This is a genomic window from Rhodococcus sp. D-46, assembly GCF_011290655.1.
In the GTDB taxonomy this organism is placed as follows: domain Bacteria; phylum Actinomycetota; class Actinomycetes; order Mycobacteriales; family Mycobacteriaceae; genus Rhodococcus_F; species Rhodococcus_F qingshengii.
Genome location: NZ_JAANTF010000002.1, coordinates 40207 through 54599, shown reverse-complemented (window position 1 = coordinate 54599; position 14393 = coordinate 40207). Strand labels below are relative to the sequence as shown.

At 61.8% G+C, this 14393-nt stretch carries 14 protein-coding genes; 11 read left to right on the top strand and 3 right to left on the bottom strand.

Annotation, left to right across the window (positions count from 1 at the left end; genetic code table 11):
* Positions 1-49 precede the first annotated feature (49 nt).
* The 5 genes from G9U53_RS04915 to G9U53_RS04895 all read left to right on the top strand — a co-directional run bounded on the left by G9U53_RS04915 (position 50) and on the right by G9U53_RS04895 (position 5189).
* The gene (locus G9U53_RS04915) at positions 50-754 is read left to right on the top strand and encodes a type 1 glutamine amidotransferase (RefSeq protein WP_235867756.1); all 705 of its coding nucleotides are present in this window, start codon (positions 50-52) and stop codon (positions 752-754) included.
* 120 nt (positions 755-874) lie between these two features.
* Positions 875-2044 (top strand): DUF4185 domain-containing protein, encoded by a 1170-nt coding sequence (locus G9U53_RS04910; protein WP_050655976.1) that lies wholly within the window; start codon positions 875-877, stop codon positions 2042-2044.
* A 22-nt stretch (positions 2045-2066) separates the two neighbouring features.
* Entirely contained in the window at positions 2067-3329 is a 1263-nt protein-coding gene (locus G9U53_RS04905) for a LuxR C-terminal-related transcriptional regulator (RefSeq protein WP_003943037.1), read from the top strand.
* 148 nt (positions 3330-3477) lie between these two features.
* A complete protein-coding gene (locus G9U53_RS04900) occupies positions 3478-4566 on the top strand; it encodes an S-(hydroxymethyl)mycothiol dehydrogenase (protein ID WP_007730860.1) in 1089 nt (362 codons plus the stop codon).
* Positions 4563-5189: an MBL fold metallo-hydrolase gene (locus G9U53_RS04895; RefSeq protein WP_007730862.1), complete on the top strand. Its 627-nt coding sequence runs from the start codon at positions 4563-4565 to the stop codon at positions 5187-5189. Before G9U53_RS04900 ends, G9U53_RS04895 begins: the two co-directional genes overlap by 4 nt.
* A 49-nt stretch (positions 5190-5238) precedes the next feature.
* Here G9U53_RS04895 and G9U53_RS04890 read toward each other — a convergent pair whose 3' ends face one another.
* Both G9U53_RS04890 and G9U53_RS04885 read right to left on the bottom strand, forming a co-directional pair.
* Positions 5239-6213, bottom strand: a complete 975-nt coding sequence (locus G9U53_RS04890) for a phosphotransferase (RefSeq protein WP_165638390.1) — start codon at positions 6211-6213, stop codon at positions 5239-5241.
* Between the two features lie 83 nt (positions 6214-6296).
* Positions 6297-6788, bottom strand: a complete 492-nt coding sequence (locus tag G9U53_RS04885; protein ID WP_007730865.1) for an Lrp/AsnC family transcriptional regulator — start codon at positions 6786-6788, stop codon at positions 6297-6299.
* A gap of 137 nt (positions 6789-6925) precedes the next feature.
* Here G9U53_RS04885 and kynB point away from each other — a divergent pair, with 137 nt between their 5' ends.
* From kynB to G9U53_RS04870, 3 genes are read left to right on the top strand one after another with little or no spacing between them, the layout of a single operon-like run.
* Positions 6926-7657, top strand: coding sequence for an arylformamidase (gene kynB, locus G9U53_RS04880; protein ID WP_063315570.1), 732 nt, complete (start codon positions 6926-6928; stop codon positions 7655-7657).
* On the top strand, positions 7654-8919 hold the full coding sequence (gene kynU, locus G9U53_RS04875) for a kynureninase (protein WP_063315571.1): 1266 nt from the start codon (positions 7654-7656) through the stop codon (positions 8917-8919). The genes kynB and kynU overlap by 4 nt, the downstream gene beginning before the upstream one ends.
* 52 nt (positions 8920-8971) lie before the next feature.
* Positions 8972-10405, top strand: a complete 1434-nt coding sequence (locus G9U53_RS04870) for an amino acid permease (protein ID WP_003943087.1) — start codon at positions 8972-8974, stop codon at positions 10403-10405.
* A 13-nt stretch (positions 10406-10418) separates the two neighbouring features.
* On the opposite strand, the gene G9U53_RS04865 is transcribed toward G9U53_RS04870, so the two are convergent.
* Complete coding sequence (locus tag G9U53_RS04865; protein WP_019745675.1) at positions 10419-11105, bottom strand: dienelactone hydrolase family protein; 687 nt, start codon at positions 11103-11105, stop codon at positions 10419-10421.
* Positions 11106-11161: 56 nt separating this feature from the next.
* Between G9U53_RS04865 and G9U53_RS04860 the strand changes: the two genes are divergently transcribed.
* The 3 genes from G9U53_RS04860 (at position 11162) to G9U53_RS04850 (ending at position 14038) form a co-directional block, all read left to right on the top strand.
* Positions 11162-12106, top strand: a complete 945-nt coding sequence (locus tag G9U53_RS04860) for a D-cysteine desulfhydrase family protein (protein WP_081558530.1) — start codon at positions 11162-11164, stop codon at positions 12104-12106.
* Positions 12103-12960 (top strand): AraC family transcriptional regulator, encoded by an 858-nt coding sequence (locus tag G9U53_RS04855; RefSeq protein WP_054782041.1) that lies wholly within the window; start codon positions 12103-12105, stop codon positions 12958-12960. Before G9U53_RS04860 ends, G9U53_RS04855 begins: the two co-directional genes overlap by 4 nt.
* A gap of 94 nt (positions 12961-13054) precedes the next feature.
* On the top strand, positions 13055-14038 hold the full coding sequence (locus G9U53_RS04850) for an ABC transporter substrate-binding protein (RefSeq protein WP_030536016.1): 984 nt from the start codon (positions 13055-13057) through the stop codon (positions 14036-14038).
* Positions 14039-14393: the final 355 nt, after the last annotated feature.

Genomic DNA, 14393 nt, shown 5'->3' with positions numbered 1-14393 from the left:
CGAATAGAACCATAGGCTTTCGGCACCGGATTCGAGAGGAATTGCCTACATGCATTTTCTGGAACTACGACACGCGCAGTGTGAACCCCCAGCGGCGTATTCGCCTGTCCTGGAGAGCTACGGAGACGTGCAGACTGTTCTTCTGGGCACCGACCCGCTTCCTGCCGATCGACGGTTCGACGCCGTGATCGTGATGGGCGGGCCGATGGGCGTCGGCGATCAGGGCGAGGTCGAGTGGTTGGCATCCGAGATCGAATACATTCGCGATCTGGTCGAGAGCGACGTCCCGGTGTGGGGAGTGTGTCTGGGTTCGCAGTTGCTCGCCGCGGCGCTGGGTGCTCGCGTCTACACGGGCGCTGTGCCTGAAGTCGGAGTTGAGGAGATCACCTTGACTGTCGAGGGCCGGCAAGATCCCGTGTGGGGAGATCTGCCCTCCACATTTCCTGCAATGCAATGGCATTCGGATACCTTCGACATTCCGAACGGCGCGGTGCGGCTCGCTGGTTCAGCCAAGTATCCGAATCAACTCTTCCGATACAAGCAGAGTTACGCCGTCCAGTTTCACCTCGAAGCGTCCTCCGCGGTAGCGCGCGAGTGGATGGAACTGGCCGAGTACCGCGATTCGCTGCATGCTTCGCTGGGAGCGGACGGTCCGCGCATCTTCATGCAGCAGTTGAGTGCAGCCGAGTCGCAGGGGCTCGAGATTGCCGCAGCCGTGATGGAGAAATGGTTGAAATCCATCTCCACCGAATAAGCCCGTTTTGTCCTGATTGACCGATTTACCTGCTACCTTGTGTTCTCGTGGGTGGATGAACCGATCCGGTCGAGCAACACACCTCGTAGAGTCCGGATCTCCCCCCGCGAAAGGGGAGCGATGCGCCGGATGCGGAAGATATCGACAGCAGCAGTGACGTGTGTACTCGCGTCGACCGCGGTCTTGGGGGCGACCCAGGCCAATGCATCCCCGTGGGATTGCAATGTCACCGGGAGCTTGGATCAATCAGGTGGGCCGACCAATCCGATTCCCTGGCTCAACGGCACGGATGGCAAACTGCCGGAATTGCAAGGCCGCACCTCGGCGGTCGAGTACATCACGGGCGCGCTGAGCCCCAACCAAACCGTCGAGCGGTTCAACGTTCTCGGCACGGATCTGGGCATCATGTGGGACAACGGCGCAGGTCAGGTCCTGACAGCTTTCGGTGACACCGTCGGTATCGGATCTGACCCTCTGTGCTCCGGGGTGGTCGGCGACTGGCGCAGCAACGTCCTGTTCCGTAGCTCGGACGGAAATCTGTCCGACGGCATGAACATCGACTCCTCACCGACCGACCGACCGAATCACTCGCGCGAGATCATCGGAAGTCTGAAAGTCACCGGCGTCGAAACCAGCAGTATTCCGACGACGGGTATCTCCGTGGGCGGCGTTCAGTACGTCAACTACATGTCGATACGTTCGTGGGGAGGGTCGGGCGAGTGGGTCACCAACTTCTCGCAGATCGCGTCCTCGCACGACAACGGTGAGACCTGGCAGATCGAACCGGCCTCGTCCCGGCCCAATCTGCCGTTGACAGGTAACGACAACTTCCAGATGGGGTCCTTCGTCAAAGACGGTGGTTACGTCTACAACTTCGGCACCCCCGCCGGACGCTTTGGCGAGGGGCGTCTCTCGCGAGTCAAGGAAGCCTCCATCGCGGACGTCGCGGCGTACGAATACTGGGACGGAAAGGCATGGGTCCCCAACAATCCTGCTGCCGCTGCAGTAGTTCTCGACGGGGATGTCAGCGAACTGTCGGTGCAGTACAACAACTATCTCGGAAAGTTCGTCGCGATGTACTCCAACGAGTGGGGAGCGCTGGTGCTGCGGACGGCCTCGGACCTGACCGGCCCGTGGAGCGCACCGGACGTCGTGATCGGCACCGACGCGGTTCCGGGACTCTACGGCGCGTACATGCACCCCTGGTCGCAGGGGCAGGACCTCTACTTTCTCGCCACCACGTGGTCCGACTACAACGTGATGCTCATGAAGACCACGCTGCACCAGTGAACCGGATGGTTATCGTTGAACGGTGAGCACCACCGACAATGCGCTACTGATCACCGCCCTTCGAGACGTGTTGGTGGGACCACTTCCCGAAATCGGCCGACGATTTTCGACGTTGATCGCGGACATGGCGCCGCACACTTCCCTGGTGATCTTCACCCGTGAATGCACCGGTAGGCCGCGCAAGGTCGCTGGGGATCCAGCCGTCGTCGATCGTGTGACCATCGCCGAACTCGACCGTATCCGTACGGATCTCACTGTCGGACAGATATTTCGGGGAAAATGCGCTATCGCCGGCCGGGATCGTGAAGTGCTCGCGATGCTCGATCGAACAGACACCCTCCTCGTGCTGACGCCACACCCCGGACCGGTGAAGGCGGCATCCCTCGAATTGATCCAGGCACTGTTCGCGGTGACTGCAACCGGAATTCAGCTCCAGGTGCGGAACGCGAGTCCGGCATATCTCGCCGAGTCGCGGGCAGCGTCGTCCGAGCGTGCACGCACCGTGGCAGAGATGACGGAGGTGCATGCGGCCACCCTCGAGACGATGCTGGCGACGCTGCGCTCGGCGGATCTCGACGACACGCGTGCTCGAACCTCGGCCAGGGAGACTGCGGCTTCGGCCCTGATCGGCCTGCGTTCGGCCGTCGACGTGCACCGCGAGTTGGCCGAAGAGTCGACCACCACCGCTTTTGCGCGGATGCGTGGGGAATTGCGTTCGCTGCTCAAGCATCGGGAAATCGCGTTGGAGTTGGTGGAGCCACCCGTCGACGGGCGTGGGTTACCCGGTGAAGTGGCGCACGGCGCCCGCGCGGTCGTCCGCGGCGCGGTCTTGGCCTTGTCGGATCAGCAGACGCTCTCGCGAATCCGGGTGGCCTGGACCCTCGACGCGGCTTCGCTCTCGATCGACATCCGCGACGACGGTGGTGGTGAAGCCGACGTGATCGACGTGGAACGCCAATTACGTTCGAGGGTAGAGACTTTGGGTGGAACCGTCGAATCCGAGTCGACGCCCGGGTGGGGGAACCGGATCAGCGCAACCATCCCGCTCGACGCGCCCGTCGCCCTACCGAACCGCGACGTCCTGACGGAACTGGCTCCGCGGGAGTTCGAGGTACTCGAGCATCTGGTGGCCGGACGGCGCAACAAGGCAATCTCGGAGCGACTCGGCGTCAGTGAGAGCACAGTCAAGTTTCATGTTGCCGGGGTCCTGCGGAAATTGGGCGTCGAGAGTCGGGGTGCGGCGGCCGCCGCGGGCGCCGAGGCCGGCGTGAAGCCTGCACCCTAGTCCATTCGGCCAGGTCGGTCAGTCAGTTCGACCAGGGTTGCGGGCACCTACTTCGGGCTAACCTTTCAACGAGTGCACATATCGCAATGTGAAAACACGGCGCCATGTGACGACACGTCCTCAATCGCACGAAGCCAGGAGCAAAGCCATGCCACAGCAGGTACGCGGCGTCATCGCCCGATCCAAGGGTGCCCCCGTCGAAATCGTCCCCATCACGATTCCCGATCCCGGCGCCAACGAGGTAGTGGTCGCCATTGCAGCGTGCGGTGTGTGCCACACCGACCTGACCTACCGCGACGGCGGAATCAACGACGAGTACCCGTTCCTGCTCGGGCACGAGGCGTCGGGCATCGTCGAGAGCGTCGGCCCCGGTGTCACTCACGTCGAGGTGGGCGACTTCGTCGTCCTCAACTGGCGTGCAGTATGCGGGCAGTGTCGTGCGTGTAAGCGTGGCCGCCCGCAGTACTGCTTCGACACGTTCAACGCCGAGCAGAAGATGACGCTCGAAGACGGCACCGAACTGACGCCGGCACTCGGCATCGGCGCATTCGCAGACAAGACGCTGGTTCACGAAGGCCAGTGCACCAAGGTCGACGCCTCGGCCGATCCGGCTGTCGTCGGACTGCTCGGTTGCGGCGTCATGGCCGGCATGGGTGCCGCGATGAACACCGGCAACGTCGGACGCGGTGATTCAGTGGCCGTGATCGGGTGTGGCGGCGTCGGCGACGCAGCGATCATGGGTTCACGCCTGGCCGGTGCCAATACCATCATCGCCATCGACCGGGATCCTCGAAAGCTGGAGTGGGCCACGGAACTTGGTGCCACGCACACGATCAATGCCACCGAGGTCGACGACGTCGTCGAAGCGGTCCAGGAGCTGACCGGAGGTTTCGGCGCCGACGTGGTTGTCGACGCAGTCGGCCGTCCCGAGACCTGGAAGCAGGCGTTCTACGCCCGCGACCTCGCGGGAACCGTAGTGCTGGTGGGAGTTCCGACGCCGGACATGAAGCTGGAAATGCCGCTGGTGGACTTCTTCTCGCGCGGCGGAGCCCTCAAGTCGTCGTGGTACGGCGACTGCCTGCCCGAGCGTGACTTCCCCGTTCTGGTCGACCTGTACCAGCAGGGGCGTCTGCCGCTCGAGAAGTTCGTCAGCGAGCGCATCAAGCTCGACGAGGTGGAGAAGGCATTCGAGACGATGCACCGCGGCGAGGTTCTCCGTTCGGTGGTGGTCCTGTGACATTGCGAGTCGATCGCGTCGTCACCTCGGGCACGTTCAGCCTCGACGGCGGAACATGGGACGTCGACAACAACATCTGGCTGATCGGTGACGACAACGAAGTGGTGATCGTCGACGCAGCTCACACCGCGCAGCCGATCATCGACGCTGTCGGTGGACGCAAGGTGATCGGAATCGTCTGCACCCACGGCCACAACGACCACGTCACCGTTGCACCGGAGCTGGCCGAGAAACTCGACGCTCCGATCTACCTGAACCCGGCCGACGATGTCCTCTGGGAGATGACTCACCCCGGGGTGAAGCATCTGAGCTTGGAAGATGATCAGCGTATTGCTGTGGCGGGTACGGACATTCTGGCCATCCACACACCGGGCCATTCCCCGGGGTCGACCTGCCTCTACCTGCCCGAGGCGGGGGAACTGTTCAGCGGCGACACCTTGTTCTCCGGTGGACCCGGCGCAACGGGGCGGTCGTACTCAGACTTCCCGACCATCATCGGGTCCATTCGCGACAAGCTGTTCGCGCTCCCCGCCGAGACCAAGGTTCACACCGGTCACGGCGACGGCACGACGATCGGTACCGAGGCGCCGCATCTCGAAGAATGGATCCGCGCCGGATCCTGATGTGGTCAGAAGCGAAGTGGGGACGCCGGTACCGGCGTCCCCACTTTTGTCACAACGCTGATGCCCAACCGGCGGTGTCGTTCTCACCCGGGATCGACATCAGGCCGTGCCACAGTTCGAGGATCTCGAACCATTCTGTCTCGGATCGGCTGAGGGGACGGACGGATTCGTAGCCGGCGCGCAGGCTCTGCCGTACCGCGATCGGTGTCGGTCGCCAATCGGTGAACAGGGTGCCCAGATAGACGCTTGCCTTGGCCAGGTCGCTCACCCGGTGGTCGATCACCACGTCGTCGAAGTCGAGTACTCCGGTGGTCCGAGAGTTTCGAGTCAAGATGTTGGCTGCACGGAAGTCGTTGTGTACCAGTTGAGTTCGGTCATCGAGCTCGGACGCCCGCGCCAAGAGATTCGTGAGCCTACGCGTTGCCTCAGGCGCGAACCCGCGGTCGAAATTCTCCAGCCAACCACCGATGCGCTCCTTCAACCCGGTGCTGCGCGACGAGAACACCGATCCGTCGACATGGGTGGCGCCGAGCGTTCGGTGTATTTCTGCCAGACATGCTCCTGCCGAACGGACCGCCGCGCGGTCCTGCACGTCCAACCAATCTCCCGCCAACTCCGGCAGTACGGTGAACGACACTGCGCACGAAGGCCCTTCCAGTGTTTCCCGGTCCAACAGTGTTTCCCGGTCCAATCCGTTCAGGGACGTGATTGGTGACGGAACGGGCACGCCCTGCGCGGCGAGTGCGCTCAGCAGGCGCGTCGACGCCTCCAGGTTCGCGAAGCGCTCTGTGGCGCGCGACCACTTCACCACCAGCCCACCGCGGTCGCTCGCAACCCACACGATCGCGTTCTGGTCACTGATCGCCATTCGCGAGCATTCGAGGGCCGTCAATCCCCAAGTCTGCTCGAGTACCGCCGAGACCCAATGGGTGGCTGCGCGGAAGCTGTTGAATCCGAATCGCTGCTTCAATGCGGCTTCCGGCTCCACCGATTCCCAGAGCATGGACAACCCGAGTGGCAACATGCCGTTCGACTCTAGTGGGGAGAAGTTCGAATCGAGGTGCCGATCTCGGAAGCACTCGAAGACGCCTTGGCGACAGCTGCAGTTCAGCCGCCTTGACTCAGTTCGCTGAAGATCAGGTTGGTCTGGGTATTGGCGATGGCCGGATCGTTGAGGTGCGCGCTGACGAAATCGCGAAGCCGAGTGGGGGATTCACACGACACGTGTACCAGGAGATCACGGTCCCCACTCATCAGGAACACTCGCTGAACGGAATCCAATCCGCTCAGGTGCTCGGCAATTTCCGTCATTCGACTTCTGGCGTGGGAGTGAATCAGAATCGACACCATCGCCGAGATCTCGAGGCCGAGTAGCTCGAGGTCTATGTCTGCGTGAAACCCCTTGATGACGCCCGATTCGCGTAGAGCGCGCATCCGCGCCAGAGCGGTCGACGGCGCTATCCCGACCTTCTCGGCGAGTGCGTTGTTGGGGATGCGTGCATCCCGGACGAGTTCGCGGAGAATCGCTGTATCGACGTCGTCGAGCCGAACATGATTCGGCCGAGCCGCGGCTGCCGCCCGTTCGATCGCATTAATCATCCGATTTCTCCCTGCCGTCGCGAAAATATTCAGCAACTATTGACCGCGCCCGTCGATGATTCTAGCTTTTGCCAAACACATCGAATTATCAAACGGTCGAGATCTACACAGTCGACTGTTGCGACGAAGGGGTCTGGATGCTTCCGAGGATCGGCCGACACGCGGGCGACGGACACACGGGCGACTGGAGGGCGCGGTTGATCGACATCAGCCCGCCGATCTCCGAATCGACGCCCGTGTGGCCAGGTGATACCGCCTTCAACCGGGCTGTCACGTCCGACCTCGGCGGCAGTGACGCCGTCACCATCAACCGAATCACCACCACTCCTCATATCGGTGCTCATGCCGATGCGCCGGCGCACACTCGCATCGACGGCGCGACCATTGGTTCCGTTCCCCTCGAGCCCTATCTCGGCGAAGCACTGGTGGTCGACATGACGGGGGTCGACGGTGCCGCCTGCATCAGGCCCGTCGAAGAGACGGTGGAGCGACTCGGCGGCCATCTGCCGCAACGGCTGATTCTGAGGACGTACCCGAAGTACCCACGCGAGTGGGACAACGACTTCGCCGGTGTATCTCCGGAGCTGACCCACTGGTTCGCCGACCGCGGTGGAGTTCTGATCGGAATCGACGGCGCCTCGTTCGATCCGATGGACAGCAAGACCATGGACGGGCACCACGCGGCAAGCGATCGTAGCGTCGCGATCCTCGAAGGACTTTGCCTCGACGACGTCGACGAAGGCTACTACGAGTTGATCGCACTGCCGCTGAAGTTCCTCGACCTCGATGCCAGCCCGGTACGGGCCGTGCTCCGGACTCTGCCTTCATCACCCTCAACGCCGACACATGCAGGAGAAGAATCGTCATGACATCGACAACCACACTTTCGTTGGAAGACTGCGTCAAGGCCGACGCAGTGGATCCCCTGAGGGAGTTCCGCCGCGAGTTCGCGATTCCGGAGGGCGTTCTCTACTTCGACGGAAACTCGCTCGGCGCGCGTCCCATTGCCGCGCAGGAATGCGCCGCGAGAGTGATCGGCGACGAGTGGGGCAACGGCTTGGTTCGCAGTTGGAACGAGGCTGGATGGTTCGACCTCCCGGTCCGCCTCGGTGACAAACTTGCCCCGTTGCTGGGAGCAGGTGAAGGCGAAGTGGTAGTAACGGATTCGACGTCGATCAACCTGTTCAAGGCATTGGCCTCCGCGCTGTCCATCGCGGCTGCACAGGATCCCAGCCGGAAGGTGATCGTCTCCGAGCGCGACAATTTCCCCACTGACCTCTACATTGCGGAGGGCATCATCTCGCTGCTCGATCAGGGATACGAACTACGCCTGATCGACCAACCGGGCGACCTCACCGAAGCAGTAGGACCGGACACCGCCGTAGTGATGTTGTCGCACGTCAACTACCGCACCGGAAACCTGTATGCGATGACGGAAGTCACTGCAGCAGTGCAGGAACGTGGCGCCCTCATGATCTGGGATCTCGCACACTCGGCCGGCGCCGTCACTGTCGATCTGAGCGGTGCCGACGCCGACTTCGCGGTCGGGTGTACGTACAAGTACCTCAATGGCGGTCCGGGTTCACCTGCATTCATCTGGGTCAACCGTCGCCATCAGAACACCGGAATCCAGCCGCTGTCCGGGTGGTGGGGGCACGCGCGACCGTTCGCGATGGAGTCGGCCTACGAACCGGGCGCAGGAATACGACGGTTTCTGAGTGGTACTCAACCCATCACGTCGTTGTCTCTCGTCGAATGTGGTCTCGACATCATGCTCAAAGCTGACATGGCCGACATCCGCAGCAAGTCGCTCGCGCTGGCCGATCTCTTCATCAGCCTCGTCGAGGAGCGTTGCGCTGCCTACGGTTTGGAGTTGATCACGCCGCGCGAGCACGAGCGTCGTGGCTCGCACGTGAGTTTTGTTCATCCCGAGGGCTATTCCATCATGAAGGCTCTCATCGCGCGGGGCGTCATCGGCGACTACCGCGAACCAGGAGTGCTGAGGTTCGGTATCACTCCGCTCTATCTCGGATACGCCGACGTGTGGAACGCCGTCGACGTGTTGCGAGGCATCCTCGAGAACAAGTCCTGGGATCGCCCCGAATTCCGCGAGCGCGACGCAGTCACCTGATTCTTCCAAGTTTCCGCGGACCGGGAGGTACCGCCTTTCGCAAGGAGCTTTCATGAGTGATTTCAAAAACATTCAGCAGCGAGAATCAGGTCTCAAACGCGAACTCGGCCCCAAGCAGATGAGCATGATCGCGCTCGGCGGTGCAATCGGCACCGGACTCTTCCTCGGCAGTAAGTTCGCCATCGGATTTGCCGGCCCGAGCGTCATCATCAGTTACGCGATCGGCGGGTTGATCGCCCTCCTGCTGATGGGTGCCCTCGCCGAAATGACTGTTGCACATGCGACATCAGGTTCGTTCGGTGCGTACGCAGAGTTCTACGTCGGACCGTTGATCGGCTTCCTCGTTCGCTATCTCTACTGGTCGTGCATCGTCCTCGCGGTCGGTACCGAGGTCACCGCAATCGGTGAATATATGCAGTTCTGGTTCGCCGACGTACCGTCATGGCTGTGGATCGTGTTGTTCTCCGGAGTGCTGATCGGCGTGAACATGTTCAACGTCAAGGCCTTCGGAACGATGGAGTACTGGTTCTCGACGATCAAGGTCTTCGCGATCGTGGCGTTCATCGTGATGGCAGCGTACGTAGTGTTCGGTAGCGGGAACCCGGACTACGGATTTCACAACTACACGGCCGGTGGCGGATTCTTCCCGAATGGTTTGTCCGGCATGTGGTTTGCCGTGATCGTATCGATCTTCAGCTACTTGAGCATCGAGATGATCGCCATTGCAGCCGGTGAGGCGGAAAACCCCGCGGTGGCGGTGAAGAAGGCGTTCCGTGTGACGATCGTCCGACTGTTCGTCTTCTACATCGCAACGCTTGCCCTGATTCTGGCAATCGCTCCGATGGACAAGATCTTGAGCGGCGGAAGTCCCTTCGTCACGGTGATGCAGGTTGTGAAGATTCCGGGCGCAGACAGTGTGCTGAACTTCGTGGTGATCATCGCCGCGCTGTCCGCGATGAACAGTCAGCTGTACGTGTCTTCGCGAATGATGTTCTCGCTCTCCCGTGCTGGTGACGCGCCGGCCATTCTCGGCAAGGTCAGGGCCAACGGCTCACCGGTCAATGCCTTGCTGCTGTCGACGTCGGGTATCGCCGTCGCAACCATCGTCTACGTGCTCTTTCCCGAGCAGGCATTCACCTTGATGATCTCGCTGTCGATGTTCGGGGCGATGGCGACGTGGCTGCTGATCTTCGTGACGCACTGGTTCTTTCGCAAGCGGATGGCAAGCGAAGGACGAACCCTCTCGTTCACGATTCCGTTCTTCCCGGTGGGGACGATACTGGGTGGTGTCCTCATGGTCGCGATCCTCGTCACGACATTGTGGGTCGAGGATTTCAAGATGACCTTGGTGTTCGGGGTGCCGTTTGTTCTTGCCGTGATCGGCATCTACTACTTCACCCGATCACGTCGGGCGCAGAGTCGAGCGGTAACGGCTGAACAGGTTCAGGACGAGATCACCGGCACGGTGGTCAAGCGGGTTCCCTGACTTACATTGGCAATCACAGGGTTTCGGCGAAAAACTCCATAGTGCGGGTCCAGGCGAGGGCAGCAGAATCCGGGGCGTAGTGGCTGGTCGAAGTGTCGTTGTTGAACGCGTGGCCGGCGTCGGCATAGCGGTACACCCGGGCGAGATCGGACGCGGTTGCGCGCAATTGCTCGACGCTCTCCGGCGGGATACTCGGATCGAGGTCGCCGTAGTGACCGAGCCACGGGACCTGCAGTTGCGCTGCAAGTTCGGTGCCTGCGGCAATCCCATCCCATCGGGCTTCTGCAACGCCGCCACCGTAGTACGTGACAGCGGAATCGACGAGGGGTACGGCGGCACACCACAGGGATGCGGTGCCGCCCATGCAGAATCCGAGGGAGCCGACTTTGTCTGCTCCCTCGGATCGGCTGTAGTCGACGGCGGCACGTACGTCGTGGCCGATGCTTGTGCTGTCGAGTGCCATGAGCGCATCCTTCGCGGACGGGAAGTCGGTGAAGGAGGTCTGTGCGCCGCGGTGGTAGAGATGCGGGGCGACGGCAAGGTAGCCGGCATCGGCGAGGCGTTCGAGGATGCTCTCGATGTGTTGGTTCACGCCCCACGCTTCTTGGAGAACTACTACCGCATGTCTCGGTTCACTCGGCGAATCCGGTCGGCTGACGGTCAGCGGTACATCACGTGTGGTCGTCGTGAAAGTTCCCATGTCCCGACTGTATGCGAGCCCAGCCTGTAGGTGCACGGTCGAACTAGACTCGTCAAATGTTGAGTTCCGCCGTTCCGCCGATCAGCTTGGGCAGTTGGCCGACGCCCGTCGAACCTCTGGCGCGTTGCGCGCAGGCACTCGGATTGGGGCCGGAAGATCTGTGGATCAAACGTGACGACGTCACTGGCCTGGGCGGCGGCGGCAACAAGATCCGAAAGCTGCAGTACACCTGCGCTCAGGCTTTGGCCGTCGGCGCGACGACTCTGATCACTACCGGTGCACCGCAAAGCAATCACGCTCGCTTGACTGCGTCGGCAGCAGCCCGTTTGGGATTGCGTTGTGTGCTGGTGCTCGGTGGTGCCGAGCCGGAATCCGCGCAGGGAAATCTCGTTCTGGATGCACTCGCGGGCGCTGAGATCGTCTGGGCCGGTGCGGACACGGCATCCGCGCTCGACGCCGCGGTGCAGGCCGTCGCGGACTCGGGCGGTGTACCTTTTGTCATTCCCTTCGGTGGTACCAGCGCGGTGGCTGCGCAGGGATACGTGGACTGCGCACGCGAGATCGAACAGCAACTCGCCGGCGTCGATCGCGTCGTGGTTGCACTCGGATCGGGTGGAACGATGGCAGGCCTTGTCGCGCATCTGGGCGTCGACAGAGTTGTGGGCGTCGACGTCGGGGCTGTTGCCGACCCGGTGTCGACTGTCGCTGGGTTGTTGGACGATATGCCTGGTCCGACCGCGCGAGCCGCAGATCTTCAGATCCTGCGAAACCAAGTTGGACAAGGATATTCGACGCTCACGGAAGCATCAGCCGGCGCGATCCGATGTTTGGCTCGTACTGAGGGCATCTTCCTCGACCCGACGTACACCGGCCGAGCCTTTGCGGGATTGATCCAACTCATGAAGGACGAAGCCATCACGGCGGGATCAAAAACGGTCTTCCTGCACACCGGTGGGTTGCCTGGCCTGTTCGGACATCCCGAACTGTCGACGCTGCGGTGAGCGAGCAGATCGACTACCCGATCAGCAGTCCGCTCGACGAACTGTCCGAGTGGCAACGCGTCGTTCGACCGCTGCGCGTCAGTGCCGACGGGTACTTGCGGTTGGCGACCAATCGGCTGGCCGTCGATTCCGACTTCACGTGGGAGATGCACCGCCACAGCGATCACGAATTGCTGTGGGCGATCGACGGTGTTCTCGAGGTCCGTACTCCGGAGACTGTGTACACGGTGCCGAGCGGAGTCAGTCTGTGGATCCCGTCCTTTGTTCCCCACGAGGTGACGGCGCGCAGCGGCACAGAATTGTCGTGCACGTGGTTGGTGGCATCCGATGTGACCGGGTTGGATCGTGTGGTGGCCTTGTCCACTCCTCCGCTGCTCGAACAAGTACTCGATCACCTCACCCGAGACGACCTGACCGACGCGGCTCGTCGACGAGCCGAGGCGTTTGCCATCGACCTCGTCGAACCCGTTCCGCGACTGATTTTCGATGTACCGCTGCCGACGACGCCGTGGCTTCGGCAGATCGCAGATCAGTTGGTCGCCAGCCCGGCCGACACCCGATCGGTCGAGGAGTGGGCCACCGACGCGAAGGTCAGTACGAGGACTCTCACACGAAGGTTTCCGGCCGAGACCGGATTGACCTTCTCGGAATGGCGTATGCGATTGCGGGCTCATCACGCGATGCAACTTCTGGCACTCGGTCGAAGCATCTCGTTTGTGGCGCGGAAGACGGGTTTTCGTTCCGAAAGCGCGTTCGGTGCGGCTTTTCGTCGAACGATGGGCGTGACACCGGGGGAGTTTGCAAGCCTGATCGATCATCCGCGCGCGCCAATGACCGATTGGCTACAGGACTAGTCCGAACAGCGACTCTAAGCGCCTCGATCGGACTTGTGCCGTGCCGCAGAATGAAATTAGGGTTGGCTAAACAATCACCCTGTAGGAGTTCTGCGTGCGCGCAATTCGATCATTTTCTTTCGGTTCCAGAGTCATCGCAGCGGCGGCGGTTGCCGTCGTAGGTGCGATGGTGGTGACCGGCTGTTCCTCGTCGTCGGCCGACTCCGAGCAGACGGACGTCCGGACCGTCGCGTCGGCGTACGGGGACATTGAGGTGCCGGTTTCACCTGAGCGCGTCGTCGCCGCGTCGTACGACACTCCTTGGCAGCTCATGTCCCTCGGAGTGAAACCGGCTGCTGTGCAGGACTACGGCAAGTGGATCAGTGAATTCACGCCGGAGCAGCAGGCCTTCGTCGACGGGCTCCCGACCATCGGGCCTTTCGGGGAAATGAACTTCGAAGCGATCGCTGCGGCGGATCCCGACATCATTGTCGGCGACGCCGACGAGGTGGACCAAGCGGCGTTCGACCGTCTGTCCGGCATTGCACCCACCGTCATCGTCAAGGGAGAGAGCCGAGGCGACTGGAAGAAGATCACCACCGAGCTTGCTGAGGCAATTGGCAAGACCGACGTGCTCGAGTCGACGCGGACTGCTTACGAAGAGAATCTCGAACGTGTCCGTGGCGAGTACGCCGACGTGATCGCGACCAACAAGTGGATTCACATTTCACTCGGAGACGCGCCCGGCGCTTTCTCGGTTCAGCAGCCCACCGGTGCGATCGGCAATTTGGTGGTCAACGAACTCGGATTGGCGTACGGGCCCGGTGTTCCGACCAATTACACCGATGCCGGATACGCGTCCTATCCGATGGAGCAGTTGGCCGACATCCTGAACGGCGTAACGGTCGTGCTGTATCCGCTGAACGCGGACGGGTCGACCAGTGCGGCGGTTCAGGCGGTCCTCGACGACAACCTCTTCACGAGGCTGCCGGCGGCGCAGGCCGGGCACGTCTTCGGATTGCAGTCGAGCGTCACAGACTTCGTGACCGCGAACGGTTGGCTGAACGAAGTGAAAACGAAGGTGTTTGCAACGCTCTGACGCTTGCTCACCTTTTCACTGCGTGCCCGCAACTGACCAGTTGAGGGCGCGCAGTCTTTTTGGTCGCCACTACGAGCGGAAATCCTGTCCTCTGCTTATGATTTCTGTCACTGCCGGTTACCGTTACTTCGACGAGGGCGACGCGGTTCAACCTTGCCTTGGCAGGGATCATCGATCCTCGGCGACGTGCGGAGGTGGTCGCCATCCCCGCAGATCCGTGGGGTATTTTGTCCGTATCTACTGTCGGGGTGAGCAGTGATGTGCGGGGGAGTTTTTTGGTGAGTACAAGCGCTCGTGCCGTCTTTCGAGCAGGGCGCTCTGGATTTCGGGACCATACCCGTCCGGACATTAGTTC